Here is a 24,795-nt window from a genome sequence, read left to right as displayed (position 1 = left end):
TAACTACTTATCGATTTATACCAATTTCATCTCTTGGATGATGTCCGAAGCAATCTCTGGCTTCGTGCTTGTTGGTTTCTCGTGTAGGTCGGCTTTCAATTGTCCCTTACGGTTACTTAGGCCAGCTTCAAGTTTCTTGAGTGCTGCAGCGATAGCTGGGTACATAACATCGTCTGTCGATTTTGCTGTTACTCGTACACCTTCGTAGTTGGTGAATACTTCAACCTGATGTTGACCGTGTTCTTTAGTAATGATGATGTCGCAACTGATCAGTGATGGGAAATGGTTAGATATCTTCTCGAATTTACCTTCGATGTCTTTGCGTGACTCGTCGTTAATTGATACATGATGTGTTTGAACATTTATTTTCATAAATCATACCTTTCCAATGACTGTGTCATTTAAACGTAGCAAACATCGGATAGATTAACCAACTGAGAATTAGCACATGTGTGATTGACTTCAGTGTTATCAAATATTCTCTTGTTACTCCCTTGAAAGTCCGATGAACTGATCGCATATTATGTTTCGTGTTTTAAAGACATGTTCAAAAAAACTCCATTCTTGATAATTTGCGCTAACCTACAGCGAATTCCCAGTGAATCTCTCTTTATCGGTTTTATAATTCCGAACTTGTCACTCCATTGATTTTCTTTCCAGCTCACTCACTTTTTCTTCTTTGATTAAAAACTCAGCTTAAGTTACTAATTTATAGACACTCAACTGCCCACTCCATATTGAAGTGAAACTCTCCTGCTGTGAGTTGAGACTCGGGTATGGTAATGCGTGCTCGAATATCGACTTCTTTATTGGATGCCAGTTGATCGACAGGAAATTCGACGCCCTGACGCCAATAATTAATGTCACCTTCATAGCGAACCGGCGTTTCGACTTTGAATCGCACAAGTTCTGAAATGTGAGACTCATCAATTGAGCCTAGATCAATATGTTGCAGTTTGAGCAACAATCGAGAATCTTTGCGATTGGACTCAAGCTTAAGCGTTATCGCTCGGCCATCGTATTCTCGGCCACTGAATTTAAGCCGTTTAAGCGTATTAAAACCATCAAAGCCATTAAGATTGATGCAGAAATGCTGGAGCTGTTAGGCAGTGAAGATGGCAACACGGCGATGATCAAAGTGAGCTGGGATGAGAAGGGAATGAAGGTCTATAAGGATGGCTACTTAGCGGATTATGAGTACGGGATTGCCCCTCATGAGATGCAAGAAAACTACGAATTAGCACCTAAGTAACTCGATTCGATTGCAGAAAAGCGCCTTACTTATTAGTGGGCGCTTTTCTTTTGCTCACCAAAGCATGACGAAACTCACACTTTTCTGACAATTAATGACTCGTTATGCTAGTATGCGCCGCTTGTCTTTGTAATTGATAAAAAACGCATTACCAAAACAGACTTTTCTGTTTACCTGCTTGTAATGACCTCATTCAGTTTGGCCTGACTTGGCTGAACATCTGTATTTTGCTCGGACGCAAAGAGAGTAATACTCACTACTTCACTATGTACATTTGAGAGCACCATCTATCAAAGGCCTTTTTGAAACAACCTAAATTAGCGCGAACTTAGTTCAGCGTGAAGGGTTTCGTTTTTCCAAAAATCCCTATCGGCGGCTAAGTGAACCTTAGTTGCTGACAAATAAGGAGTCTATATGACGACTACGGTATCTACATCCGTACCTACATCTCAAGCTGGTAACGCAGCGCCGACAGAGAAAGAAGTAAACCACCCGTTTCTCTCTTTGGTTATCATGGTGATCGTTGCTGCAATCGCAACTTACTTCATCCCTGCTGGTGAATTCGAGCGAGTGGTCATGAATGGCCGCACGGTTATCGACCCAGACAGCTACACACAATTGACCAGCAACCCAACAACATTAGCCTCTTTTTTCGAATCATTTTTTAAAGGCTTCAAATCCGCTTCTGGCGTGATGGGCGTTGTGGTATTTGTGGGTGGTGCTTTTGGCATTATCAAACACATGGGTCTGTTAGACGCATCCGTTGTTGCACTAACTACTAAGCTAAAGAAGCAAGGCTTATACGTGATTGCGCCTGTGATCATGACGGCGATCTTCTTCAACGTTACCTTCACCGGTATGCGTGAACTTGATGTCATTTTCATCTCTTTGATGATCCCGATCTGTATCAAGCTTGGCTATGACGCGATTACGGCACTTGGCGTTGTTTTACTGGCAAGTTGTGCCGGTTTTGCTGCGGCGTTGGCTAACCCATTCTTTACGGGTATTGCACACACTATCGCTGAACTGCCTATGTATTCAGGCATGTGGTACCGCTTTATTGTTGGTATGTTCATGTTGTTAACGGGTGCATGGTATGTGCTTAACTACGCGCGCAAAGTTAAGCAAGATCCGACCAAAGGCTTGTTACACGGCACGGGTTACCACTATGAATCAAATGTTGAAGCGAAAACACTGACCACACGTGAAAAGCTTGCGGGCATCGCGTTCTTGGGCGTATTCGCATACATGATCTTCGGCACGTTGACGATGGGGTTCGGCTTCACCGAGATTGCGGGTGCATTCGTGGCGATGGCTATTATTCCGGGTTTGGTGGCGGGTTTATCTCCGAACAAGATCTGTGAGTATTGGACCAAAGGTGTTAGCGACGTATTGATCGCGGTACTGATCATCTTTTTTGCTCGTTCAGTGCTAACCATTATGGAAGACGCGAAGATTGTTGATTCTATTATCTTCTATCTTGCACAGATCATTTCTGGTAGCTCTAAACTTGTGGCAGCAGCAGGGATCTACTTCTCGCAGGCTGCGATCAACCTGTTCATTCCATCGGGCAGTGGCCAAGCGGTGATCACCATGCCAATCATTATTCCGTTGGCAGATATTGGTGAAGTGACTCGTCAAGTGGCGGCACTGGCTTCTCAATTGGGTGATGGTATTTCTAACTATATTTACCCAACCAATGGTGGCTTGTTGGCGGTATTGGCTATAGCAAAAGTACCTTACACCAAGTGGGTTCGTTTCTTCTTACCACTGTTCTTGTTCTGGTCGGTAGGCGCTTTGGTTTCTGTTGTGATTGCTCAAATGATTGAGTTAGGGCCTTTCTAAGGTTTCTGTTTAATCGAATACATGGACAGTTAAGGCTTAACTGAAGCTGTGTGAGTAAATAAGAAGGCAGCGAATTCGCTGCCTTTTTTCGTTTAAAGAAAAGCTATTCCAACGTTAAAGGTTACTCTTCAAATTGGTAAGAAGAGGGCACCACAATCACGCCTTGTTTTGATATGTGGAAGCGTTTCGCATCGGCAAGGCCATCAAGACCGATCTGGGTTCCGTCAGGCACCTTAACGTTCTTGTCGATGATGCAGTTTTGTATGTGGCAATTTTTTCCAATCTCAACATCTTCAAACAGAATACTATCAATCACAATCGCGGCATTGCTGACTTTCACTTTCGGGAAGAAGATTGAGTTTTGCGCCGAGCCGCCTTCAATTACAACGCCATTCGCTATCATCGAGTTGATGAATATTCCTTGATTACCTTCAACTGAAGCAATGGTTCGTGCGGGTGGCAGCTGCGGTTCGTAAGTACGAATCGCCCAATCAGGTTGATATAAATCGATAGGCGAAGCTGGCTTTAACAGGTCCATGTTGGATTGGTAATAAGAGTCGATAGTACCAACATCTCTCCAGTACGCATCTTGGGTCACTCGGCCTTCTTCATCCCCAAACTTGTATGCGTAAACACTGTTGTTGCCCACCAATTTAGGAATGATATCTTTACCAAAATCGTGGCTTGAGTTCGGATCTTCGGCGTCCGCCAGTAGCGCTTGTGTTAGTACTTCTTTATCAAAGACGTAAATACCCATTGAAGCCATGCTTCGAGTTGGCCTACCAGGTACACATGCAGGGTAACGTGGCTTTTCGGTAAAGTTATTGATCTCTAGAGATTCATCTATCTCCATCACACCAAACTCTTTGGCTTCGTCAATCGAAACCTCCATGCACGCCACAGTTAGGTCGGCCTCGTTCTTTTTGTGCTGCTTGAGCATTGGTGCGTAATCCATGCGATAGATATGGTCACCGGATAACACCACCACATGCTTGGCTTCACTGCGTGAAAGTAGATACAAGTTTTGATAAATCGCATCGGCAGTACCGCTGTACCAGCTATCACCGGTTCGCATTTGTGGAGGAACATTGGTGATGTATTCGCCGAGCTCAGGGTTAAGCACCGACCAACCATCTCTTAAATGTTTTTGCAAAGAGTGAGATTTGTACTGAGTCAGCACCAAAATTTGGCGTAGCCCAGAGTGTAAGCAGTTCGCGAGTGTGAAATCGATGATTCGATATTTGCCACCAAAGGGTACCGCAGGTTTTGCACGGTTATCGGTGAGAGGGGAAAGCCGAGAGCCAACACCGCCGGCCAGAACGATTGTTAGAGTGTCTTGCATGATCAGAACCTCAATGTATTTATGATTATGAACATAGACTTGCAAGCACTAAGCCAAATGTAACTCATTGAATATTATACGAGGCGAGATTGATTCTTGTTGTTCTGCACCAAAATAATGCGTGCGAGATATTGGCTTGCTCTATTTTGATCCAAAAAAGATCCGAACAGAGTGAAGGGATTGGGTTAACAAAATGACGCACGGAAAAGCTGCATTACAAAACTGTCAATAAAATGAAGAGATAAAGTGATCGGGTCGATATAAATTTACATAAATAATCACAACTTTTCACAAATTGATTTCCATCAATAAAGTAGGGTTATTCTATGATACCTTGCACGCAAAATAAGAAATGATTACTCATTCACCAACAAAGATTAAGCCCCCAAAAGGAAATTATAATGAAAAAAACAGTATGTGGTATTGCGGTTATTGCGGCTCTTATGTCAACCAACGTTCTTGCTCATAAAGAAGGTGATTTCATCATCCGTGCAGGTGCAGCAATGGTATCTCCTAACGATAGCAGTGGAGATGTTCTGGAGACATCGGGGTCAAAATTTGGTGTGGATTCAAACACCCAACTTGGTTTGACATTTGGCTATATGTTTACAGATAACATCAGTCTTGAAATTCTTGCAGCAACGCCATTCTCTCATACAATCTCTACAAATCATGGTGGTCTAGGCGATATCGCTGACACAAAACACCTACCACCTACGCTGATGGTGCAGTACTACTTCGGTGAAGCAAACAGCAAATTCCGTCCTTACGTAGGCGCGGGTATCAACTACACCGTATTTTTCGATGAAGAACTTAATGGTACGGGCAAAGATGCTGGTTTGAGCGACTTGTCTCTTGATGACTCTTGGGGTCTTGCTGCAAACATCGGTATGGACTACATGATCAATGAAGATTGGTTCTTGAACGCATCGGTTTGGTACGCAGATATCGACACTACAGCTAAATACAAAGCGGGTGGTGTTCAGTACTCAACAGACGTTGATATCGACCCATGGGTATTCATGATCGGTGGTGGTTACAACTTCTAACCTACGATTCAGTTTACTAAGGCGCTCAAGCACCAGCCAGCTTGTGCGCCTTTTTTTTGTGTGCTTGTTAATGAAATGCTCATTCTAACCCTCTGTTGTTATGGGTAAAAGAAACCGATTGTCGTCACCTATTGTTAACAAAAGGGAAAGATAACTGTCATAAGCGGCCTCTATGATCGCGATTCAAATTATGGAGGATATATGAATCGTAAATTTAATAAGCTGACTTTATTACTACCTATCGCAGTGAGTTCCGCTCTGGCTGGATGTTCTCAGTCAACATCATCTACGGCGAATACGCTATCTCAAACCTCACTTGATGCTTTGAGCCTCCAGTGCCAATCCAGCCAACAGCCAATCGCAAGCGATGCTGAGGTCACCGTGCTTACTCTGGTTGGCAGTTCCATTGCTGACGCTCCGTTTGATACTTCTGCAGCCGAAATCGTCAGCTACGATTCATGTACCGATAAATTGTATGTCGTAAATGCTCAAGCAAAGAAAGTTGACGTGCTATCGATGAATACCGATAGCTCGCCAAGCTCTGAAGGCTCTATTGATCTTCAATCAGCGGCTGCAGCTTCTGGTATTGATATTGGTGCAGCGAACAGTGTGTCGACTCATCAAGGGTTAGTTGCTGTCGCGATTGAAAATGCTGACAAGCAACAAAACGGCATCATTGCCCTTTATCGTTCAGACACGTTAGAGCTGATTACTACTTATACGGCTGGTGCATTACCGGACATGGTGAGCTTCTCGAAAGATGGTCGCTACATTGCCTCTGCAAATGAAGGTGAGCCGAATGCGGATTACAGCATTGATCCTGAAGGTTCAGTAACGCTGGTGGATTTAACCAATGGTCCTTTGCAAGCGACAGTCACTCAGATTGATTTCAAGGCATTCAATCAAGGTCAGCCTCGCCATGCAGAGCTAACCGACAAGGTTCGAATCTCTGCGCCGAATGCAACGGTTGCTCAAGATCTTGAACCGGAATACCTAACATTTGCGGATAACGGAAAACTCTACGTTGCCCTCCAAGAGAACAACGCGTTGGCAGCGATTGATGTGGCGAGTGCACATGTGGATGCGATTCTTGGACTAGGCGGAAAGCCTTGGGATAACGCTAAGCTAGATGCGTCAAACAAAGACAAAAATATCGGTAATCTGCAAAGCTACGCGATGTTAGAAGGCCTCTACATGCCAGATAGCATCACTAGCTACAGTGTTGATGGCAACACCTACATCGTGACTGCGAACGAAGGTGATGGTCGTGAATATGGCATCAAGACTACGCAAGAAATGTGTGATGAGAAAGGTTTTGAGTGGGACGGTGACGATTATCAAGGCACCGAAAACTACACCACAGAAAAAGACTTTTGTATCGCTTATGTCGATGAAGTACGCGGCAAGAAGTTAGATATTGACGCTAACCACCCATTAGATGGCGCATTGAAAGACAACAAGCAACTTGCACGTCTTAAAGTGATTAAGCCACAAGGGACACTCGCTGCTGACCAAAAGGTTCAAGCATTCGGCAGCCGCTCGTTCTCTATCTGGGATGAGTCAGGCGAGCTAGTGTTTGATAGCGGCGATGATTTTGCTCGAATCGTACTTGAGCAAGATCCTGCAAACTTCAACAGCACCAATGATAACAACCAAAGCGGTGACGATCGTAGTGATGATAAAGGCGTAGAACCTGAAGCGATCGAAGTGGCTGAGATCAACGGCAAGCACTATGCCTTTATTGGACTTGAGCGCCAAGGTGGCATCATGGTTTACGACGTAACACAGCCTAAGAACGCAAGTTTCATCAGCTACTTGAACAACCGAGACTTCACACAACCAGTGTGCACTAAGGTTGATGAAGACGGTGATTGCGACAACGATACTTACAACTTTAAAGCGGGTGACCTAGGTCCTGAATCAATTAAGTATTTTACGCGTTCAGGTAGCCACTTTATCGCTGTCGGCAATGAAGTGAGCGGTAGCACATCAGTTTACCGCGTTGAGTTCTAATCTCGCTTACTGCTAGCAATTAGATTGAATCAAAATAAAAGCGCCACAACTTGTTAAGTCGTGGCGCTTTTTTAGTTCATCGCTGATTTAGTCGCGATAGCAAAGGCCTATGGCTGTTGCTTAGTTGGTGCTAGAGCAATCTCACGGATACATACGTTCTGTGGTTGTTGGTAAGCGAATGATACAGCGCGAGCAATATCGTCAGCTGCCAATACACCGCCCATGTCTTCTTTCCAAGAATCGTAACCGTCTTTGATCTCTTGAGATGTAGTGTGAGACAGAAGCTCAGTCTCAACAGCACCCGGTGCGATAGTAGTAACACGAACATTTGAAGCTGCTACTTCTTCACGAACGTTCTCAGAGATAGCGTGTACCGCGAACTTAGTACCACAGTAAGCAGCGTGGCTTGGGAATGTTTTCTTACCCGCAATTGAGCTGATGTTGATGATAGTACCTGTGTTGCGTTCCATCATAGGAGCAAGTACAGACTGCATGCCGTTTAGAAGACCAATCACGTTTACATCGAACATTGTCTTCCACTCTTGTGCGTCTTGAGTATCAATTTGACCAAGAAGCATTGCACCAGCATTGTTGATAAGTGCATCTACAGGGCCAAACTTCTCTTCACCTTGTGCGATTGCTGCATCAAAAGACGCTTTGTCTGTTACGTCTACTTTTACTGACAGTGAGTTTGGTAGATTCAGCGCTTCAAGGCGATCAACACGACGAGCTAAAAGTAGCAGAGGGTGACCTTCATCGCTTAGACGACGAGCGATTGCTTCACCAATACCAGAGCTTGCACCTGTAATTACGATTAGTTTTTTCATTTTATTTCCTCTGTACTTTTATTGCGTCGGTTGGCTACGACGGGTTGTTTAAGTGCATTCGAATCAAGTGCTTGTTGCCTTGCTTCGTTGCGATGGAGGTATATTAAGGAAAATAGAATTGTTGATATATAGCGCTTTACTTGAAACACTGTTGCTGTGGTGCAACAATAAAAGTGTCTATCTCATAACCTCACTAGTAAGCTGGCGGCCATGCTCAATCAAATTAACCTGTCTGATATTCGTTCTTTCGTGCTGATCGCTCGTTTAGGTAATTTCACCAAAGCGGCGGAGGAGTTGGATGTGTCTCGTTCCCACGTATCACGCCAAGTGAGCAGCCTAGAAAAGCAGATGGGTGTGACACTGTTTATCCGCACCACTCGAACCTTAAGGTTGACTCACGCAGGGCAAGATCTGTACGCGAGATGTGAACAAGCCTTAGATAATATAGACCAAGCCTTGATTGCTGCTGTGGATGACGTCGAAGAAGTACGTGGCGACATAAAAGTAAACTGTGTTGGCGGTTATCTGGGCGAGGTGATCATCGCGGATCTGGTCAATGAGTTCATGCAACTCTACCCAGACATCAGCATCAGCCTTGATTTCAGTAGTAACCGAGTCGACTTGATTGAAGACGCGTTCGATATCGCATTTCGTATGGGAAGCCTTGAAGATGCGGGCTTTATCGCGAGAAAGCTTTTGGACATCGAGATGGGAACGCTCGCAAGCCCTGAATATTTTGCTCGCAAAGGAAAGCCAAACCATCCTAAAGATCTCATTCACCATGACTGCTTAACGGGGTCTGTGCGTAAGTGGAGCTTTCAAGCTTTGGATGACACCAAGAAAACAGTCGATGTTCATGTCACGGGTAGGCTGCAATGTAAGAATGGGCGAGTGTTAGTACAGGGCGCGAAATCGGGCAACGGAATTATTCGTGTACCAACCATCTATTGCTTGCAAGAGATCAATGATGGGCAATTGGAGCAGGTGTTTAATGAGTGGATAGTGCCGAAAGTGGACTTTTCAGCGATCTATCATCGAGACCGCTATCAACCGAGCCGAATTCGAACCTTCATTGATTTTGTGAAAGGCCGTTTTGAGCAAATGCCAGTCAGCTAAATAGTGCGTGCTGTCCATTATTTGGAATAGAGTGGATTTGCTTGGGCTTACATCTCGTCGATTTCGTTTTGTAGACTTTCCAGTTGATCCAGAATCAGTAAGAACTTCTCACCAAAGGGCGTCACTTGATATTCAACTCTTGGTGGGAGTTCGTTGAACATCTGCTTATCCAAAATCCCAAACTCAACATTTCGCTTCAAGCATTCATTCAATACTTTGGTCGATAACCCTTCGACCGAGCGCACCATTTCACCGGGGCGATTAATGCCATTTGCCAGTAATTGGTAAACCGTTAGCGACCATTTACAGCCGTAGATGGTTTCGACCATACGAGCGGAACGCTCTGGTGCCGATTTTCTTGAAAAAAAGTTTTCCTGATTTTTCATAAAGATGTACCAATAAGTACCTACCTAACCGATTTGTACTTACTATTCATAGTGTTAGTTCAAAGCCTAAGATTACCACGTTCACATGACTTAGGAGATAACAAAATGAACTTCACTAAAAATGGTATTGCAGTCGTAATTGGTGGCACAAGCGGCATGGGCTTTGAAACAGCGAAGCAGTTAGTCGCTCAAAACATCCATGTGTTGGTGGTCGGCAATAACCCAACTAAGTTAGATAAAGCGGTGTCAGAGCTGCAATCGCTCGGTCATGCTTCAGGCTGGCAAGCTAACCTTTATGATGATGCAAGTGTGTCTCGTCTTATTACGCATTTAGAGTCGCTCGAAGAAGGTATTGGTTACCTTGTGAATGCGGCTGGTTACTTCAACCCTAAAGCGTTTATTGAACACCAAGAATCTGATTACGAGCAATACATGCAGCTCAATAAAGCAACCTTCTTCATCACTCAAGCTGTCAGCAAGTTGATGATCAAAAACGGTGGCGGAAACGTGGTAAATGTAGGCTCTATGTGGGCCAAACAAGCTATTAGAGCGACACCATCCTCTGCGTATTCAATGGCAAAAGCTGGCTTGCACGCTTTAACACAGCACATGGCGATGGAGCTTGCGGACTACAACATTCGCGTGAATGCGGTTTCTCCTGCTGTTGTTAAAACGCCGATTTACGAATCTTTCATCAAACCTGAAGAAGTGGATCAAGCGCTAGAAGGCTTCAACGCGTTCCATCCTATTGGTCGAGTAGGTTTGCCGAAAGACATCGCTAATAGCATCTCTTTCCTACTGTCAGACAGTGCAGATTGGGTAACGGGTGCAATCTGGGATGTTGATGGCGGTGTGATTGCTGGTCGTAATTAATCAGGATTCTTTTTAGGTGGCTATCGCGCAGGCAAAATAGCAGCGAGATAGCCTCCTTGATCAGTATTCGCGTAGAATAGAAACGAGAAAGACAACAATAATAATTAAAACGATAACAAGAGTAAGGTCGCCATTATGTTCAACATGGACTTTTCAAAGAGACTGGTTATAGAAACCGAGGCATTAGATTGGGTCGCAAGCCCTGCTAAAGGGGTTTGGCGTAAGCCACTTGAAAGAGAAGAGAAAGAATCGGGCCACACGACCAGCGTGGTGAAGTACGATCCTGACTCTTCGTTTTCTGAGCACCCACACCCACAAGGCGAAGAGATCTTTGTATTAGATGGTGTGTTCTCAGATGAAACTGGAGATTTCCCTGCAGGCACTTATATCCGTAATCCCCCGGGCAGTGCGCATTCTCCATCAAGCAAAAATGGCTGCACGATCTTGGTGAAGCTCAACCAGTTTGATGCGAGAGACTTAACTCAAGTTCGCATTAATACTCTAGAAACAGAGTGGCTTCCGGGTATTGGTGGTTTACAAGTGATGCCACTGCATGAATTCGAACACGAGCATGTCGCGTTAGTGAAATGGCCCGTTGGTGAGCGCTTTCAGCCACACCGTCATTTTGGTGGTGAAGAGATCTTTGTGTTGTCAGGCACTTTTAAAGATGAACATGGCGTGTATCCAAAACACACTTGGATGCGTAGCCCTCATATGAGCGAGCATTTCCCTTATGTGGAAGAAGAGACGGTTATCCTAGTGAAAACAGGGCATCTGCCATTGGATTAAAGGAATGCTCAGTAAAAGATGAGAAAGCCGCATTGTTTTGAACAAGCGGCTTTTTTTAGTTTTTATATATGAGCTGACTAGTACGCAACACCAATACGTTGGCGTGGGAATTTGCCAGCTTCGAGTTCATCAATCATCGCAATAGCGTAATCGCTGACTGAAATTTTGCTGTTACCATCCTCGTCGGTGAGCAGTTGATCGCCACCAGTGCGGTAGGTCGATAGTTTCTCGCCCGGGAATATTTCTGCGGCAGGGCTAACGAACGTCCAGTTAACTTCGCTATTAGATTGCTTGAACACTTCAAGAGCTTCGCCCTGTGCTAGCGCTTCGTTTTTGTAATCCGCAGGGAAGTCAGGAACAGTCACTAGCGGTACGTTTGGCGCTACTTCTAATGAGCCAGCTCCGCCAACCCAAAGTAGGCGATCGATACCGATGCTCGGTAATGTTGCCAGCAATTTAGTCGCAGTGTTTTTTACGATGTCGTGATTACCCAGAGCACGTCCGCCAATCGAAGTAATGACTGCATCAACGCCGGATAGTGCGTTTGCTAGACTTGCGGCTTCATCTTGTAAATCAAATGAACGAACCTCAACATCGCTAATCTCTACACGGCTTGCATCTCTTACAACAGCAACGACTTCGTGTCCGCGATCTTGAGCTTCTTGAGCGATGTGACTACCAATCCAACCTGATGCGCCTAATACTGCAATTTTCATAATGTTTCTCCAATTATCTAATTTATTGAGTCTGTTTCTCGACAGCCATTGCAGTCTAATAGCTCACTAGATTGCAATAAATATCGTAAAATGATGTAGATTGTATCTATATGGTTAACTAATAGGCTTGGTTCAGTGGATAAGGGAAAGTGTGATGGATAGATTGACGGCGATGCGTAGCTTTGTTGAAGTCGCAAATTGTGCCAGTTTCACTCAAGCAGCAGAGCATTTGGATATGAGCCGTTTACAGGTTTCACGCCATGTTCAAGAGATCGAAGGGTGGCTAAAACAGCGGTTGTTGCACAGAACCACTCGTAAGGTGAGTTTGACCGCGGCAGGAGAGGTTGCCTTACAGCGCTGCGAGAAAATACTCCATGAAACGGCGGAGTTAGAAGTGACCGCACTGAATCAAACCGATGCTCTTTCAGGTGTGATTCGAATTGCTGCTCCGATTGGTTTAACTCAACACATGTTGTTGGATGTGGTTGAACAGTTCACAGAGCTTCATCCCAATATCACGGTAGAACTTTTTGCTTCTGACCGTTTTGCTCAGCTGGTGGATGACAGAATCGATATTGCGCTGCGTTATACCGACCAACCTGACGATAGCTTGATTGCTCGTAAGCTAATGGAAATTGATTCGGTGGTGTGTGCATCGCAAGCTTATTTAGACAAACATGGTGAACCTAAAACAGTCGACGAGCTTCGACAGCACAATTGTTTTCGCCATTTGAGTGTTTCTAAGTGGGATTTTGTTAAGGACAATCAACACTATTCAGTTGAGGTGTCTGGCACTATCAAGGCTAATGATGTTGGAGTGCTAACTCGCGCCGCACAGCACGGGAAAGGGGTAGTTCGTTTACCTTGTGACTTAGCCAACCCACTGATTGCGAATGGCAAATTGATACGAATATTGGATGAGTTTGTTTCACCGAGTAGTGTGCTGTGGGCGGTGTATTTGTCTCGTAGTTATCAGCTGCCGGTTGTTCGTCAGTTCATTGATTTTGCCGCAGAAGCTTGGTCTAGCGATATCAAATCTGGCGATGTTAGAAACTTCATAGGCAATGATACATAGCGACAAAAATTAAAAGCCCATAAATACAAAAATCCGATATCAATGGTGATATCGGATTTGAACTCAATAATTCAGAGTTCCAGCACGCTCTCCTCTCACGAAGTCTTTACATGTAATGATGTACGGATAATCGGGTATTTATTACCTTTTCGTTTACGTCTGGTAAAGGCTGATACAAGCTTCTCGTAATGTCGGATAATACTTGGTCGTAAACTTGCGATACCACAGTAGATATATCACTGGTTAATTCGTACATGCTATCTGCTGGTTGGGTCGCTTCAGTGCTTGATGCGATCTCGGTGAGTGCATGCATCGCACGCGTGCAAATGGGTGACCCACTGCTGATCGGGCAGATAATCGATAATTGGTTAAGTTTGCGGTGTGTTTGAGATGCGTAGAATTTGAATCTCGCGTACTCCTCAGGCTTCTCCATATCAGGTATGCACATGCGTAACTTGGTCAGGATCTCCATGCAGTCTAAGATCTGTTGCCAATTCATGTGATACTCACGGCTCATGTCTTCTCGCTCAGACTGAATAAGCCAGATGATCATCACTTCATCCATTAAGAACATGCTGTGACGTATCGTTTTGCCATGAATCGATTGGTTACGCACCAAGCTACGGTTTTGCCAGTCGCTGTGCATGGCGATGAGCTTGAGGTGATAGATGCGATACATAGGGCGGCTATCAAACGACACATGGGACTGAAGCAGTTCAGATACTTCAAGTATGTTGTCGTAAATCTCGTTCACTTTGCGAATCGAGTCGCTAGACAACTTATAAGCTAGAGCATAGTGCGTTGCCGCGCGATGTTTGCGTGATAACAACAATAATTCTCTAAGCAGAACTAAGGTTTCAAACCTGTGTGATAGCGCTGTTTGTCTCTTCCTTGAGAAATGAAACAGGGCCGCAAGTACTAATAGGGATAAACCCACTGAAATAACTACAAACATATTCAACTCCTAATATTTGTATACCTACTTAGTGGTAGTGCAGACACCGTGCCAAAATAAATAAGTGTTATATTTCAGTTGCTTATGATTTCCCTGTAATTATGGATGATCAATGATGGTGCATGACTTCACCATTCTAGTGAATGTTTCTCATATTTTGCAGGATTTTTTGAGAGGTTAGTCGTGGGCGATGAGATGGAACTTAGATTTTAGTGTAGGAAATGAAGAAGGCCTCACCCTTTATATACTTTTAACTAGAAAAAGCAGTAAGAGTGAGACCTTTCAATGTTCATTTCTGAGTTTCGTTAGCTTAAGAGCTAAGCGTTTAGCACTAAACGTTACGCAAGCTTAAGGTCGAACTCAGTGCGGTACATCACCATATCTTCAATGGTCAGTACTGGCATGTTGTGAAGTTTGCCGAAAGCAACGATCTCTGGCGCTTTTGCCATTGTGCCGTCTGGGTTGGTTACTTCACATAGTACGCCTGCCGATTGAAGACCAGCCATTTGCATAAGATCCACAGTACCTTCTGTGTGGCCGCGGCGAGCAAGTACGCCACCTTTACGAGCACGTAATGGGAATACGTGGCCAGGGCGAGCAAGGTCAGTAGGCTTAGCTGTTGGGTTTGCAGCTGTCTTGATCGTTGTTACACGGTCAGCGGCAGAAACACCTGTTGTTACGCCAACTTTTGCTTCGATAGTGACGGTGAACGCAGTTTGGTTTGCGCTGTTGTTATCAACAACCATAGGTGGAAGTTCAAGTTGGTTTGCTTGCTCGTCGGTTAGACATAGGCACACAATTCCACTGCATTCGCGGATCATAAGCGCCATTTGAGCATTGGTTAGGTGTTCTACTGAGTAGATGATGTCGCCTTCGTTCTCACGATCTTCATCGTCAAGTAAAAGTACGCCACGACCTTCGCGTAGAGCTTGCAGTGCGTTTTCAACGCGAGTGATTGGTTCGCCAAATTCGGCAAGTAGTGAAGACTGATTCATGGTTAAACTCCTAAAATATCACCAGAATCAGGGCTGTATGAGGGATCTCAACGAGCACAACAAAGCCAACTCATTACAAGTCGGTTCATCATGGTTTTATCCAAAACGAAATGCACACGTCTGAGTTGGAGGCATGAACCCAATAAACAGGTGCGCCTTTCCAACTTAAACGAGTGTGTTTCCATTCTCTCTCATCCGGACTATAACCGTCGGCTCTGGCATCTCACCAGATCTGCTGACCTCGACGAATCGAGCGCTCGCGGGCTTATCTTTAGATTTTGCTAAGGACATACCGCCGGTGGGGAATTTCGCCCCGCCCTGAGAATAAAAATTAATAATTTGTTTTGCTTTGAAAGCAGACCAGATGGTAATCCTTTCGATAGTGGATTTAAAGGACTGACAGCAAAGTTTTTCAGATTCTGGCCTTATAATCCGGTAAGTGTTCACTTTATCGGCAGACCTTAGCGTGTGGTGTATAGCGGTGCGCAGGCTATGTTAGTGGGTTTTGATGTCTATATGTACACAAGTGGATGGTCTGGATTATTGGTGATGGCGTGACAGTTCATCAGCTCAATACTTAAGAGGCCCTTTAATCGATTATTGTTACACCATGACGGCTTACTGACCGTTTTGACATAAAATTGATATTGGCGATGCTAAGCTGCGATAGCATCCGACCACTTTATCTCAAAGATCTTAGCCATGACTTCTCTGTTCTCTAACAAATCCAAAGGCTTATTACTGCTCGTTTTAAGCTTGTATTCTCTAGTGCCTTTTTTGATCTTTGGATCTGACTTCGACCTTGGAAGTGCTGTTTTGCCTTTCTATGGCGCCTTCATAACGTTTGTGACTTACTCTGCGGGCAATCAAGGGTTCTTGGGAACACTAGCGATTTTGTCTTTAGTATTGTTCACGATGAAGTTTTCCAAAGCGAAGTTAGTCAGTCTTTGTCTGCAGCTCGGCTTGTTGTTGGTGCTTAGCTTTGCAGCGAAAACCTTCTTAAAGCATTCCACTGAGAGCCCTCGTCCTTATTCTGAGTATTTGGTGACGCAGGAAGTGGTTGATATGCCGGAAGTGTTTTACGAATTACCATTGGTTGAAAAGAATGCTGCGATTGAGTCTGTACAAGATAAGGTGAGCGAGTGGCGAACGCGTCACTGGTTGGGTGAAACTGACTACTCTTTCCCATCTGGACATATGATTTTCGTCGGTGTGTGTTTGGCGTTCTTTGGTGGTCTTCTCCTAGAGGCGAAACGCTTTTATCTAGTCGGCGGTTTACTGGTTTGGGCTGGTGGTGTCGCCTATAGCCGTGTTTGGCTTGGCATGCATCGACCAGAAGACTTAGCCGGATCTATTGCCTTTGCGGGTTTGATCTATTTATTGGTGCCGCTTATCTCAGAGCAAAAAATAGAACGCTATTTACCTGCATTTTTGAAACAGACTTCTTAGGGATCCGTCCTCACTGCCAAAGAAGGGCTCAGATTAGCAGTACGTAATAAACGCTACTGATTGAGCCCTAGCTCTGCTTGCTTCTTTTTGGTTAGACCTAAGGACACAATTCGGTGTGACTCAATGAGATAGTATCTCAGCTCCTCATCCCTTTGTGGCGTGCTTTCAAACAGCTGAATCCATTTCATACCGCGTGAAGCAAAGTAGGGTGCGGGTTTATAGCCCGGCTCTTCTTTGAGAAAGTCGAAATTCTGATCGGACGCCTTGAAGATAAACGCAGGCTCATCTTTCGGTCCCCAACCACCAATCGCAAACACCTTGCCACCCACTTTCCAAACGTGCGAGTTATTCCACTGCATCACATAACTGGTTGCAGGCAGTGACTCGCAGAATGCGTTGAATTCGTCGTAAGTCATAGAGCGTCCTTTTATCTACTGGGTGTTTGTGTTGGTTTTCTAAGATGTCTTTCTTCTTCTTGTCTTTATCGCCAATAACTAGCCAGCTAAACCCTGCCAGATTGCCGTAAAGCCACTGAGAGAACATAGCAGTAATGAACCAATGCGTATCTTCTCTTTAGGGATGCTTTGTGTCGTCATTAACGCCACTTTGTAACCCAACCAAGCAGCAGGCAGCAAAGGTATAGTGATGATCAAGTGGTGTAGCGTGAAGAAGCCAATTGGGATCTGTACAACCAACGAAATGATCGAACTAAACACGAAAAACGCAGAAAGGTTACCACGAAGCTGATTGGCATCTTGGTGTTGGAGTAGCAGTGCCATCGGTGGACCACCAATACCAGAACTGGTGCCAAAGAACCCAGAGAAGAACCCCGCAATACCCATCTTAGTTGGGGTTGGTTCGAGTCTAAAGGGCAGTAGGCTAACAATCACGGCAAATACTACCAATAAGCCCAACCATAGTGATAACACGCTCGTTGAAACCATCACCAACAAAGCACCACCTGCCAGTGACCCAGGAATACGGCCCAGCAATGCGATTTTTAATCCGCCAATAGAGATATTTGCTCGATGTTTAAAAGCGTTGAATAACGAGATAAACAGACCGATTAAACAGATAGGTGCAGGTACATAATCAGGAGAGACCAAAAACAGCAGTGGAGCTGCAACAATGGCCAAACCAAAGCCGATTGCGGTTTGCACAAATGAGCCGACAAAAATAAGTGCCATTGCGATAAGGACAGTCTGATCCATGTATTCCATAAGCCTGCGGATTAGTTTTAAAGGAGCGGGTGGATACTATAAATGAAAACTAAAATAATAGTCTTATTATTCAGTGAGCTTTATGCCAGTTTCGCTAGTTATAATTTCTACTATAACGACCAACAAAAAAGCGAGTGAGTATCTCAGGATGCTTCCTTTCAATACTCACTCGCTTTATTGGAACGACTTGTTTACGCTAGTGGGGGAGTCAGCATAAAACGTTAAGCCATTGCCAATTTCAGTCGCTCAATGGGCTTGTCATTGATTGGTAAATGGATAAGTGCTGCTGCAAATGCCAGCACCACCGTTGACCACCAGATTGGCTCGTAAGAACCGTAGTAATCGTAAATACGACCACCCACCCAAGCGCCTAAGAAGCTACCCACTTGGTGAGTAAAGAATACCAAGCCGTACAACGTTGATAGGTAACGGGCACCGAAGATCTGACGAACTAAGCCAGACGTTAGCGGAACTGTACCCAACCAACAGAATCCAATGGCCGCACCGAAGATAGCCGCGGTTGATTCAGTCACAGGCAGAGTCACAAACGCACCGATAACCACAGTACGCACTAAGTACAGTGCAGACATAACGTGGCGTTTGCTGAACTTGTCGCCCATTACACCCCAGAAGTAAGACCCGAAGATGTTGAAGATGCCAACGTAAGCCAGTGCCATCGCAGCGCTGCTCGCGGGTAGGTCTTTATCTGCTAAATAGCTCGGTAAGTGCGTTGCGATAAACATTACGTGGAAACCGCACACGAAGAAGCCCGCGTGAATCAACCAGTAACCTTTGTGAGCAAACGCTTCAGACAACGCTTCTTTGAGTGTTTGGTTTTCTTCAGCTTGCGCTTGTTTGTTTGAGGCTGCTTTAGGCGCTCGCATGAACAGCGCAAAAGAGATCATCAAACAACACAGTACGCCAAACACTTGCATCGCACTCTGCCAGTCAAATTCATTCAGCATGTATTGTGCGCCCGGAATTACCGCGAACATACCAAATGAACCTGCAGCCGTGGTTAAGCCAAACGCCTTAGCCGCGTGCTCTGCTGGTACAACTTTCGCTACTGCGCCAAGCACGATCACGTAACTTGTCGCACTCAAGCCAAGACCAACCAGTGCGCCTAACGAAACGTAAAGCATGCTCGATTCGGTAGAAATTGAGGTAAGAAGTAAACCCAAACCGTAAGCACATGCGCCAGCAATAATGATGCGTCTTGCTCCCCATTTGTCAGCGGCCATACCAACAAAAGGTTGGAACACACCGAACAATAAGTTTTGTAGAGCAATAGAGAAGCTGAAAAACTCTCGACCCGTGCCGAAATGCTCTGAAATTGGCATCATGAAAATGCCGAATGATTGTCTGATCCCTAGACTGATAATAAGTGTGCCTATCCCTAGCCATACCAGTAAAGGAAAACGGAAAATGCTCATTCTAATACTCTTAAATTAATGGTGGTGATGTGAGTGGTCTTGCGCTGACATGTGTTGGTCAGTCATCTCATGGTGATGTTCGTGCCCAGAATGATCATGCCCTGACTGCTGGTGGCAACCACTGCTTACGGCATGCTGAGCCAAGAGATCAATCAATGGCTGACTGTGATGCACAATAACCAAACTAATGACGAGGAATAACGTCATTCTGGCAAGTTGGGCAAAAAGAGATTGTGAAAACATACGGTGTTGACATGCGCTCAATGTTGTAAGAAGTCGCGCATCATAGTGATGAGTCGGGTATGTATCAAATGACCATTTGTGATGTAGTCTATGCGTTTTATGCATAGATTGTCGCTTGATTGGAATTGGTATAAAACGCGCTCAATAAATAAGAAAACTTGAAGCTCGTTAGTTAATAGAAACAAGTATCTAATTAAGAATGAAAGTCTAAATTAAGGCTTATAACTAGCTGTTTAATTTAAAGTTTCACAAAGATGTAAAAACTAATATACAAACTAATCACTAAGCAACATTGCTCGTTCACTCGACTTATCTGTCAAACATCGTAAATTTGGGCATAAATCGTTTCAAGACTACTGAAACGCGATGTTAAAAGATTCAGGGAGAGTCATTCACATGGATAAAGATCATAATCTTCGCGAAAACTTACTGGCACTGATCTTAGGTAGCGCATTGGTTTCACTCGGCGTTATCTTTTTCAACCAAGTCGGTTTGCTCACCGGGGGCACGGCTGGTCTAGCGATCTTCATTACCAAAGTAACAGATTTGAGCTTTGGCCAAGTATTCTTCGCACTTAACTTACCTTTCTATATTTTGTCGGTTGCTCGTATGGGCTGGCGCTTCACAATCAATACGTTTATCGCGGTTTCGATTGTTTCGTTCGCCGTGGATCACTTGTATCACGTGATTCAAATTGCCGAAATTCATGCATTGTATGCAGCTTTACTTGGTGGTGGCTTGATTGGTACCGGCATGCTGGTGATTTTCCGTCACAAGATGAGCTTAGGTGGCTTCAACATTCTGGCGTTGTTCTTACAAGAACGTTTTGGAATTCGAGCAGGTAAGGTTCAGATGGCATTAGACTGCACGATTGTTGTGCTTTCTCTGTTCATTGTTGATGTGTCATTGGTTCTTCTGTCTGTGCTTGGTGCGATAGTCACCAACTTGATTCTAGCAATGAATCATAAACCGGGGCGCTATCAACCTGTGGTAAAAGCGGAAGCAGCATAGTTCGGTTCGCTCAAGCTCTAGATTTGCTTAAGTAAAGAGTGATTTGCAGATTATGAAAACAACAAAGCCAGCATTAATTGCTGGCTTTGTTCTATTGAAATAACGGATTCGATGTAACGATTAACACTTGCCGCAGCTGGCGTTCGGCTTAAGCTCGCAATCAATCACATTGCCTTGTTGATCAAGGGACAAGTTACAACACTCTTCAAACAGGTTCTTAAGATCAGCACGGCTTTTTTGCACGCGGGATTTAACCGTTGAATAGCTGACGTTCTGCGCTTCTGCGATCTCTTTTTGGCTTTGGCCTTTGATGTCGACCGCAAGCAGTAGCGATGAACTTTGTTCTGGCAATGCCTGAATAAAAGGTTCAATACACAATGAAAGTTTCTGCTTAAATTCAGAGTCGTGGTCTAAATCGGTAAACCACAGATCTTCAGCATCAATTTGGCTATCACGTTGTTGGCGTGCATGCTTACGGTAGAAGTCGATAATGGTGTTGTTGGCTAACTGGAACAGCCAAGCCTTAACACTGCTAGCATCTTGTACCTTATCTAAGTTCTGATAGGTCTTAATCAAGATATCTTGGAGCAAGTCGTCTACATCCGCAGAGTTGTTGACCTTTGAATGCAGGAATGACTTTAATGCTTGCTGATACTCGGCCCAGACTTGTTCGATCTTCAAAGGTGCATTAGTTGCACTGTTCATTTACGCAACATTCGTCTTGTAAGAAATCAATCACACCTTCTAGGCACTCATACTCCGCCACGCAGAATAGAGTTCTTCCTTCTCGTCTTTGGCTGATTAGGCCCGCAGACGCCAAGCTTGATATGTGGTGAGACAAGGTAGAACCGGGAATGCCTAGCTCTTCTTGTAGGCCGCCAACTGCAATGCCTTGGTAGCCAGCTTTAACGACACTCTTATAAATGGTTAGGCGAATAGGGTGCCCCAACTCTTTCAGTGCTTTCGCAACGACTTCTAAGTTCATATTAACTCCTCAAGATTTAATTTCGATGTTAGTCGAAATGTATGTCGAATTCAAATTTAAAAACGGTGTCTGTGTAAGTTATTGAAAAACTGTGTTTTCGAAAATCATTTCGATTTTTATCGAAATAATGCTTGTTCTGGAGCTGTTTATTTTCATAATTCGAGAATATTCGAAATTAAGGGTTGGTTACTTTTCTCATAGAGCCCGACCTTCAATCCAGTTTGGAGTTAATTATGAGCAATGAAATGTTAACAATGCTGAAAGACGCACTTGATATGTTCGCTTTCTTAGCAGTAGAGCTAATTATCCTTTTCTTAGCGATCAGCTACATTGTTGGGATTCTTCAAGAGTTCCTTACACCAGAAAAGATTCAATCTATCCTGAGCTCACGTAATGGTAAGGGTTATGTAGTAGCAGCACTACTGGGTGCAATTACACCTTTCTGTTCATGTTCGACCATTCCTTTCTTAAAAGGATTGCTGCGTGCAAGAGCGGGTTTCGGTCCAATGATGGTGTTCCTATTTGGTAGCCCACTATTGAACCCAGTGATCATTGGTTTGTTTGTGATTACCTTCGGTTGGCAAGTTGCTGTGTTCTACTTCCTTGTAGCAATGACGGTGTCTGTAGTGGCTGGTTACGCACTTGAGAAGCTTGGCTTTGAGCGTTACGTAAAACCTGAAGCGTATGAATCAACAGGTTCAGCTTCAAGCTGTGGCACTAGCTGTGGTGACTCTGCTCCTAAGAAAGCAGCACCGGTTAAAGCAGAATCTTCATGTGGTACAAGTGCATGTGGCGAACCCGCACCCGTAATGGCGAAAGAGACATCTTGCTGCGATTCTAAAAAAGAAGAGCCACAAGTAACGGTTTCATGCTGTTCAGCGGATGGAAGCGCAACAGCTGAAATCGTAGAGAAGAAAGAACCTAGCCGTTGGATGAGAATTTGGTTCTCAACTTGGAAAGATTTTAAACAAGTTTTCCCTTACCTAATGATGGGTATCGCGATTGGTTCATTCATCTACGGCTTCATTCCTACAGACCTTATTGCACAGTACGCTGGTGAAGGTATGTGGTATGCGATTCCAGTAGCAGCCGTGATTGGTATTCCACTGTATATTCGTGCTGAAGCGGTAATCCCACTAAGTGCAGCTCTAGTACAGAAAGGCATGGCGCTGGGTTCAGTTATGGCATTGATCATTGGTAGTGCAGGTGCAAGTTTGACGGAAGTTATCCTGCTTAAATCAATCTTCAAGAACCAAATGATTGCAGCATTCCTATTCGTTATCCTAAGCATGGCGATGGGTGCAGGCTTCCTATACAGCTTCATCTTTGGTTAATCAGGTCTGATTTCGAGATAACACCATCGATACGAAAATATAGCTAATAAAAAAGAGCTCACCTTGTTGAGCTCTTTTTGTTTAGCTTATCAGTCCGGAGGCTAGAAACCGCGAATATCCAGCTCATTATTGATCAATACAACGCACTGAGAAGCAAACAGCATGTTCGGGCCTAAGCTGATCTTTTCTGTTCCTAAGCGCTTTAAGCTGTTGTAGCTTTTCTTCGGCATTGGGATGTGGTCAGTCAGAAGGAAACATGGGTTTTCCGCAATCTCTGCATCACGGATAAAGTCGCCTTTTTTATCCATCATGTACAGCTGGTGGTCTTCAGCCAGTTCTTTGACTAGTTTTTCAAAGCTCATAGTGCGAACGACGATTCCCGGTTCAACCTGACGAGTCTGCTCTTTGGTCATACCTTGAGAAGCATCAACCGCTCTTACTACCGCTGATAACAATGCCGATTCATGAAAGCCACCAATGTTGGTGATCTCATTTGAATCGAAAGTGATCGTACGTGAAAAGTCTTTAGTACTTTCTAATACAAGGTGTACGGTGACATTCTCACGGTGAGATTGAGCAACGAAGATCGTGTTCATCAGAGTATGAGCCAGAATCTCAGTATGAGCATCTTGCCCAACACCTTCTAAGATAAGTTTGCTCTCTGTAGGGGCTGCGCGAGCGCGTAATACAAATGAACGCATGGAATGTACCTTGTCAGTATGTGATAAAGCGAAACGGGCTTTATCAACATGAATTGATGAATAACCAAAATTGTGGCGGTATGTAACTCTTTTCTATTAATGAAGTCAAATAGAGTTGCGTATAGCGCCAACCAGAAGAACTCTGCGTATTAAATAGAGAATGACCACATTACAAGATGGTAAGGGTTGAAGCGACCCAATGTTTACGTAGATAGTATGCGCAAATTATTAGGTGACTTACATAAGGAAGTAGTCGATGAAGTTACAGAAGATCAATAAAGAAGAATATAGAAAGAAGATGAACCTGCTGTTGGTTTCGTTGGTTGGGTCACTCGCAGTGTTCGCCATTGTATTCGGAACCATACTGATCGAGCTATTCGGTTCAGGGCAATCAATCGCAGGCGAATCGACAGGTAATGTCCACTTGAACGTATTAGGTGTGATCTTATCAGTCGCATTGAATGCATTTATCGCGAGCCGTGTGAAAGGGCATGATTACTTCAAAGAAGCGCTTTATGTATGGAACCTTAAACAAATCCATAATCAAATCTATCGTAAGCTCAAGCGTATTCAACCCAAAGCTGAGCAAGGCGACCGAGACGCGCTGACCATCCTTTATTTCTATTACACCACGCAAAAACAGGTATACGACCTAGACAACAACACATTGACGATAAAAACAGTTCAGCAATCGCTAGATAACATCCTAGAAGTGAGTGAGAAATGGAGCATTGAGCTAGATATAGAGGTATTTTCGAAAGATTTAGTCGCAAAATTTTAAGTGATAAGCCTGTAATTGTATGAGCTTTGACCTGTGAAAGACGCTTTTTGACGTAAAAATAGACACTTAAGCAACTTTTTTGAATTTTTATCAAAAAAGGGGTTGCCATGTTTACGATGATCTCTATAATGCCGCCTCACTGACACGGCAGACGCCACAAGGCTTCAGCGGTAATCAGTAAGACGGAAAGTTCGAAACAAATTAATTTTAAAAGTGTTTGACACTTAAGATTAAATCGCTAGAATTCACGTCCGCTTTCAAGGGTTTCTTTGTAAAAAGAAAGTTTCGATAAGCAAAGCTCTTTAACAATTTAAACCTATCAATCTGTGTGGGCACTCGTTGATGAATATCAAAAATTGATTCTTAGGAATCACATTGATTTCAATGAACTGAGTGACCAATACG

General features: G+C 44.2%; 26 protein-coding genes, 1 pseudogene and 1 riboswitch. Of the genes and pseudogenes, 13 read left to right on the top strand and 14 right to left on the bottom strand.

The window, feature by feature from the left end; genetic code table 11:
* Nucleotides 1-15: 15 nt before the first annotated feature.
* Both hpf and AB4517_RS14545 read right to left on the bottom strand, forming a co-directional pair.
* On the bottom strand, nucleotides 16-372 hold the full coding sequence (hpf, locus tag AB4517_RS14550; protein ID WP_017061680.1) for a ribosome hibernation-promoting factor, HPF/YfiA family: 357 nt from the start codon (nucleotides 370-372) through the stop codon (nucleotides 16-18).
* A 337-nt stretch (nucleotides 373-709) separates the two neighbouring features.
* Entirely contained in the window at nucleotides 710-904 is a 195-nt protein-coding gene (locus tag AB4517_RS14545) for a hypothetical protein (protein ID WP_372148516.1), read from the bottom strand.
* A gap of 120 nt (nucleotides 905-1,024) precedes the next feature.
* On the opposite strand from AB4517_RS14545, the pseudogene AB4517_RS14540 reads away from it, so the two are divergent.
* A pseudogene (locus AB4517_RS14540) lies at nucleotides 1,025-1,252 on the top strand (hypothetical protein); the annotation flags it as partial.
* A 414-nt stretch (nucleotides 1,253-1,666) separates the two neighbouring features.
* Nucleotides 1,667-3,097 (top strand): YfcC family protein, encoded by a 1,431-nt coding sequence (locus AB4517_RS14535; RefSeq protein ID WP_102320897.1) that lies wholly within the window; start codon nucleotides 1,667-1,669, stop codon nucleotides 3,095-3,097.
* Nucleotides 3,098-3,218: 121 nt separating this feature from the next.
* Here AB4517_RS14535 and glgC read toward each other — a convergent pair whose 3' ends face one another.
* A complete protein-coding gene (gene glgC, locus AB4517_RS14530; RefSeq protein WP_017064925.1) occupies nucleotides 3,219-4,439 on the bottom strand; it encodes a glucose-1-phosphate adenylyltransferase in 1,221 nt (406 codons plus the stop codon).
* 401 nt (nucleotides 4,440-4,840) lie between these two features.
* Between glgC and ompW the strand changes: the two genes are divergently transcribed.
* Complete coding sequence (gene ompW, locus AB4517_RS14525) at nucleotides 4,841-5,488, top strand: outer membrane protein OmpW (RefSeq protein ID WP_017064924.1); 648 nt, start codon at nucleotides 4,841-4,843, stop codon at nucleotides 5,486-5,488.
* 201 nt (nucleotides 5,489-5,689) lie between these two features.
* Entirely contained in the window at nucleotides 5,690-7,501 is a 1,812-nt protein-coding gene (locus AB4517_RS14520; protein ID WP_372148515.1) for a choice-of-anchor I family protein, read from the top strand.
* A gap of 107 nt (nucleotides 7,502-7,608) precedes the next feature.
* On the opposite strand, the gene AB4517_RS14515 is transcribed toward AB4517_RS14520, so the two are convergent.
* Complete coding sequence (locus tag AB4517_RS14515) at nucleotides 7,609-8,328, bottom strand: SDR family oxidoreductase (protein WP_004733012.1); 720 nt, start codon at nucleotides 8,326-8,328, stop codon at nucleotides 7,609-7,611.
* Nucleotides 8,329-8,538: 210 nt separating this feature from the next.
* On the opposite strand from AB4517_RS14515, the gene AB4517_RS14510 reads away from it, so the two are divergent.
* Entirely contained in the window at nucleotides 8,539-9,444 is a 906-nt protein-coding gene (locus AB4517_RS14510; RefSeq protein WP_136974130.1) for a LysR family transcriptional regulator, read from the top strand.
* 47 nt (nucleotides 9,445-9,491) lie between these two features.
* On the opposite strand, the gene AB4517_RS14505 is transcribed toward AB4517_RS14510, so the two are convergent.
* Nucleotides 9,492-9,830 (bottom strand): helix-turn-helix domain-containing protein, encoded by a 339-nt coding sequence (locus AB4517_RS14505; protein WP_004741127.1) that lies wholly within the window; start codon nucleotides 9,828-9,830, stop codon nucleotides 9,492-9,494.
* A 105-nt stretch (nucleotides 9,831-9,935) separates the two neighbouring features.
* Here AB4517_RS14505 and AB4517_RS14500 point away from each other — a divergent pair, with 105 nt between their 5' ends.
* The gene (locus tag AB4517_RS14500; protein ID WP_065584096.1) at nucleotides 9,936-10,703 is read left to right on the top strand and encodes an SDR family NAD(P)-dependent oxidoreductase; all 768 of its coding nucleotides are present in this window, start codon (nucleotides 9,936-9,938) and stop codon (nucleotides 10,701-10,703) included.
* 135 nt (nucleotides 10,704-10,838) lie between these two features.
* The gene (locus AB4517_RS14495) at nucleotides 10,839-11,492 is read left to right on the top strand and encodes a cupin domain-containing protein (protein ID WP_081228932.1); all 654 of its coding nucleotides are present in this window, start codon (nucleotides 10,839-10,841) and stop codon (nucleotides 11,490-11,492) included.
* Nucleotides 11,493-11,569: 77 nt separating this feature from the next.
* Here AB4517_RS14495 and AB4517_RS14490 read toward each other — a convergent pair whose 3' ends face one another.
* Complete coding sequence (locus tag AB4517_RS14490) at nucleotides 11,570-12,208, bottom strand: NAD(P)-dependent oxidoreductase (protein ID WP_017067752.1); 639 nt, start codon at nucleotides 12,206-12,208, stop codon at nucleotides 11,570-11,572.
* 154 nt (nucleotides 12,209-12,362) lie between these two features.
* Between AB4517_RS14490 and AB4517_RS14485 the strand changes: the two genes are divergently transcribed.
* Nucleotides 12,363-13,283, top strand: coding sequence for a LysR family transcriptional regulator (locus tag AB4517_RS14485; RefSeq protein ID WP_372148514.1), 921 nt, complete (start codon nucleotides 12,363-12,365; stop codon nucleotides 13,281-13,283).
* A gap of 106 nt (nucleotides 13,284-13,389) precedes the next feature.
* Here the strand turns inward: AB4517_RS14485 and AB4517_RS14480 are convergent, their stop codons facing one another.
* Both AB4517_RS14480 and ribB read right to left on the bottom strand, forming a co-directional pair.
* A complete protein-coding gene (locus AB4517_RS14480; RefSeq protein ID WP_017065871.1) occupies nucleotides 13,390-14,238 on the bottom strand; it encodes a hypothetical protein in 849 nt (282 codons plus the stop codon).
* Between the two features lie 338 nt (nucleotides 14,239-14,576).
* The gene (ribB, locus tag AB4517_RS14475; RefSeq protein ID WP_017054827.1) at nucleotides 14,577-15,233 is read right to left on the bottom strand and encodes a 3,4-dihydroxy-2-butanone-4-phosphate synthase; all 657 of its coding nucleotides are present in this window, start codon (nucleotides 15,231-15,233) and stop codon (nucleotides 14,577-14,579) included.
* 179 nt (nucleotides 15,234-15,412) lie between these two features.
* Nucleotides 15,413-15,563, bottom strand: a riboswitch (FMN riboswitch).
* A gap of 372 nt (nucleotides 15,564-15,935) precedes the next feature.
* Here ribB and AB4517_RS14470 point away from each other — a divergent pair.
* Entirely contained in the window at nucleotides 15,936-16,682 is a 747-nt protein-coding gene (locus AB4517_RS14470; protein WP_372148513.1) for a phosphatase PAP2 family protein, read from the top strand.
* A gap of 53 nt (nucleotides 16,683-16,735) precedes the next feature.
* Here AB4517_RS14470 and AB4517_RS14465 read toward each other — a convergent pair whose 3' ends face one another.
* The 3 genes from AB4517_RS14465 to AB4517_RS14455 all read right to left on the bottom strand — a co-directional run bounded on the left by AB4517_RS14465 (nucleotide 16,736) and on the right by AB4517_RS14455 (nucleotide 19,335).
* Nucleotides 16,736-17,098 carry an MmcQ/YjbR family DNA-binding protein gene (locus tag AB4517_RS14465; RefSeq protein ID WP_017061695.1) on the bottom strand — a complete coding sequence of 121 codons (363 nt, stop codon included), beginning with the start codon at nucleotides 17,096-17,098 and terminating at the stop codon, nucleotides 16,736-16,738.
* Nucleotides 17,099-17,176: 78 nt separating this feature from the next.
* The gene (locus tag AB4517_RS14460) at nucleotides 17,177-17,902 is read right to left on the bottom strand and encodes a sulfite exporter TauE/SafE family protein (RefSeq protein ID WP_170963358.1); all 726 of its coding nucleotides are present in this window, start codon (nucleotides 17,900-17,902) and stop codon (nucleotides 17,177-17,179) included.
* A 221-nt stretch (nucleotides 17,903-18,123) separates the two neighbouring features.
* On the bottom strand, nucleotides 18,124-19,335 hold the full coding sequence (locus AB4517_RS14455; RefSeq protein ID WP_017061697.1) for an MFS transporter: 1,212 nt from the start codon (nucleotides 19,333-19,335) through the stop codon (nucleotides 18,124-18,126).
* A 29-nt stretch (nucleotides 19,336-19,364) separates the two neighbouring features.
* Between AB4517_RS14455 and AB4517_RS14450 the strand changes: the two genes are divergently transcribed.
* On the top strand, nucleotides 19,365-19,514 hold the full coding sequence (locus tag AB4517_RS14450) for a hypothetical protein (protein ID WP_017061698.1): 150 nt from the start codon (nucleotides 19,365-19,367) through the stop codon (nucleotides 19,512-19,514).
* A gap of 460 nt (nucleotides 19,515-19,974) precedes the next feature.
* Nucleotides 19,975-20,589, top strand: a complete 615-nt coding sequence (locus AB4517_RS14445) for a YitT family protein (RefSeq protein ID WP_017065874.1) — start codon at nucleotides 19,975-19,977, stop codon at nucleotides 20,587-20,589.
* 120 nt (nucleotides 20,590-20,709) lie between these two features.
* Here AB4517_RS14445 and sigZ read toward each other — a convergent pair whose 3' ends face one another.
* Nucleotides 20,710-21,294 (bottom strand): RNA polymerase sigma factor SigZ, encoded by a 585-nt coding sequence (gene sigZ, locus AB4517_RS14440; RefSeq protein ID WP_229648219.1) that lies wholly within the window; start codon nucleotides 21,292-21,294, stop codon nucleotides 20,710-20,712.
* Nucleotides 21,278-21,574, bottom strand: coding sequence for a helix-turn-helix transcriptional regulator (locus AB4517_RS14435; RefSeq protein ID WP_004733042.1), 297 nt, complete (start codon nucleotides 21,572-21,574; stop codon nucleotides 21,278-21,280). Before AB4517_RS14435 ends, sigZ begins: the two co-directional genes overlap by 17 nt.
* A gap of 233 nt (nucleotides 21,575-21,807) precedes the next feature.
* On the opposite strand from AB4517_RS14435, the gene AB4517_RS14430 reads away from it, so the two are divergent.
* Nucleotides 21,808-22,908: a permease gene (locus AB4517_RS14430; RefSeq protein ID WP_017070391.1), complete on the top strand. Its 1,101-nt coding sequence runs from the start codon at nucleotides 21,808-21,810 to the stop codon at nucleotides 22,906-22,908.
* Nucleotides 22,909-23,009: 101 nt separating this feature from the next.
* On the opposite strand, the gene trmY is transcribed toward AB4517_RS14430, so the two are convergent.
* Complete coding sequence (trmY, locus tag AB4517_RS14425; RefSeq protein ID WP_017061702.1) at nucleotides 23,010-23,609, bottom strand: tRNA (pseudouridine(54)-N(1))-methyltransferase TrmY; 600 nt, start codon at nucleotides 23,607-23,609, stop codon at nucleotides 23,010-23,012.
* 256 nt (nucleotides 23,610-23,865) lie between these two features.
* Here trmY and AB4517_RS14420 point away from each other — a divergent pair, with 256 nt between their 5' ends.
* A complete protein-coding gene (locus tag AB4517_RS14420; protein ID WP_372136288.1) occupies nucleotides 23,866-24,390 on the top strand; it encodes a DUF3087 family protein in 525 nt (174 codons plus the stop codon).
* Nucleotides 24,391-24,795: the final 405 nt, after the last annotated feature.

This window comes from Vibrio sp. 10N.222.52.C3, assembly GCF_041474195.1.
In the GTDB taxonomy this organism is placed as follows: Bacteria; Pseudomonadota; Gammaproteobacteria; order Enterobacterales; family Vibrionaceae; genus Vibrio; species Vibrio crassostreae_C.
This window is presented reverse-complemented; position numbering and strand designations above follow the sequence as displayed.

Bases quoted from the DNA above. Each gene is read 5' to 3' on its own strand.
- hpf (WP_017061680.1), bottom strand. From the start codon at position 372: ATGAAAATAAATGTTCAAACACATCATGTATCAATTAACGACGAGTCA.
- AB4517_RS14535 (WP_102320897.1), top strand. From the start codon at position 1,667: ATGACGACTACGGTATCTACATCCGTACCTACATCTCAAGCTGGTAAC.
- glgC (WP_017064925.1), bottom strand. From the start codon at position 4,439: ATGCAAGACACTCTAACAATCGTTCTGGCCGGCGGTGTTGGCTCTCGG.
- ompW (WP_017064924.1), top strand. From the start codon at position 4,841: ATGAAAAAAACAGTATGTGGTATTGCGGTTATTGCGGCTCTTATGTCA.
- AB4517_RS14520 (WP_372148515.1), top strand. From the start codon at position 5,690: ATGAATCGTAAATTTAATAAGCTGACTTTATTACTACCTATCGCAGTG.
- AB4517_RS14515 (WP_004733012.1), bottom strand. From the start codon at position 8,328: ATGAAAAAACTAATCGTAATTACAGGTGCAAGCTCTGGTATTGGTGAA.
- AB4517_RS14510 (WP_136974130.1), top strand. From the start codon at position 8,539: ATGCTCAATCAAATTAACCTGTCTGATATTCGTTCTTTCGTGCTGATC.
- AB4517_RS14505 (WP_004741127.1), bottom strand. From the start codon at position 9,830: ATGAAAAATCAGGAAAACTTTTTTTCAAGAAAATCGGCACCAGAGCGT.
- AB4517_RS14500 (WP_065584096.1), top strand. From the start codon at position 9,936: ATGAACTTCACTAAAAATGGTATTGCAGTCGTAATTGGTGGCACAAGC.
- AB4517_RS14495 (WP_081228932.1), top strand. From the start codon at position 10,839: ATGTTCAACATGGACTTTTCAAAGAGACTGGTTATAGAAACCGAGGCA.
- AB4517_RS14490 (WP_017067752.1), bottom strand. From the start codon at position 12,208: ATGAAAATTGCAGTATTAGGCGCATCAGGTTGGATTGGTAGTCACATC.
- AB4517_RS14485 (WP_372148514.1), top strand. From the start codon at position 12,363: ATGGATAGATTGACGGCGATGCGTAGCTTTGTTGAAGTCGCAAATTGT.
- AB4517_RS14480 (WP_017065871.1), bottom strand. From the start codon at position 14,238: ATGTTTGTAGTTATTTCAGTGGGTTTATCCCTATTAGTACTTGCGGCC.
- ribB (WP_017054827.1), bottom strand. From the start codon at position 15,233: ATGAATCAGTCTTCACTACTTGCCGAATTTGGCGAACCAATCACTCGC.
- AB4517_RS14470 (WP_372148513.1), top strand. From the start codon at position 15,936: ATGACTTCTCTGTTCTCTAACAAATCCAAAGGCTTATTACTGCTCGTT.
- AB4517_RS14465 (WP_017061695.1), bottom strand. From the start codon at position 17,098: ATGACTTACGACGAATTCAACGCATTCTGCGAGTCACTGCCTGCAACC.
- AB4517_RS14460 (WP_170963358.1), bottom strand. From the start codon at position 17,902: ATGGAATACATGGATCAGACTGTCCTTATCGCAATGGCACTTATTTTT.
- AB4517_RS14455 (WP_017061697.1), bottom strand. From the start codon at position 19,335: ATGAGCATTTTCCGTTTTCCTTTACTGGTATGGCTAGGGATAGGCACA.
- AB4517_RS14445 (WP_017065874.1), top strand. From the start codon at position 19,975: ATGGATAAAGATCATAATCTTCGCGAAAACTTACTGGCACTGATCTTA.
- sigZ (WP_229648219.1), bottom strand. From the start codon at position 21,294: ATGAACAGTGCAACTAATGCACCTTTGAAGATCGAACAAGTCTGGGCC.
- AB4517_RS14435 (WP_004733042.1), bottom strand. From the start codon at position 21,574: ATGAACTTAGAAGTCGTTGCGAAAGCACTGAAAGAGTTGGGGCACCCT.
- AB4517_RS14430 (WP_017070391.1), top strand. From the start codon at position 21,808: ATGAGCAATGAAATGTTAACAATGCTGAAAGACGCACTTGATATGTTC.
- trmY (WP_017061702.1), bottom strand. From the start codon at position 23,609: ATGCGTTCATTTGTATTACGCGCTCGCGCAGCCCCTACAGAGAGCAAA.
- AB4517_RS14420 (WP_372136288.1), top strand. From the start codon at position 23,866: ATGAAGTTACAGAAGATCAATAAAGAAGAATATAGAAAGAAGATGAAC.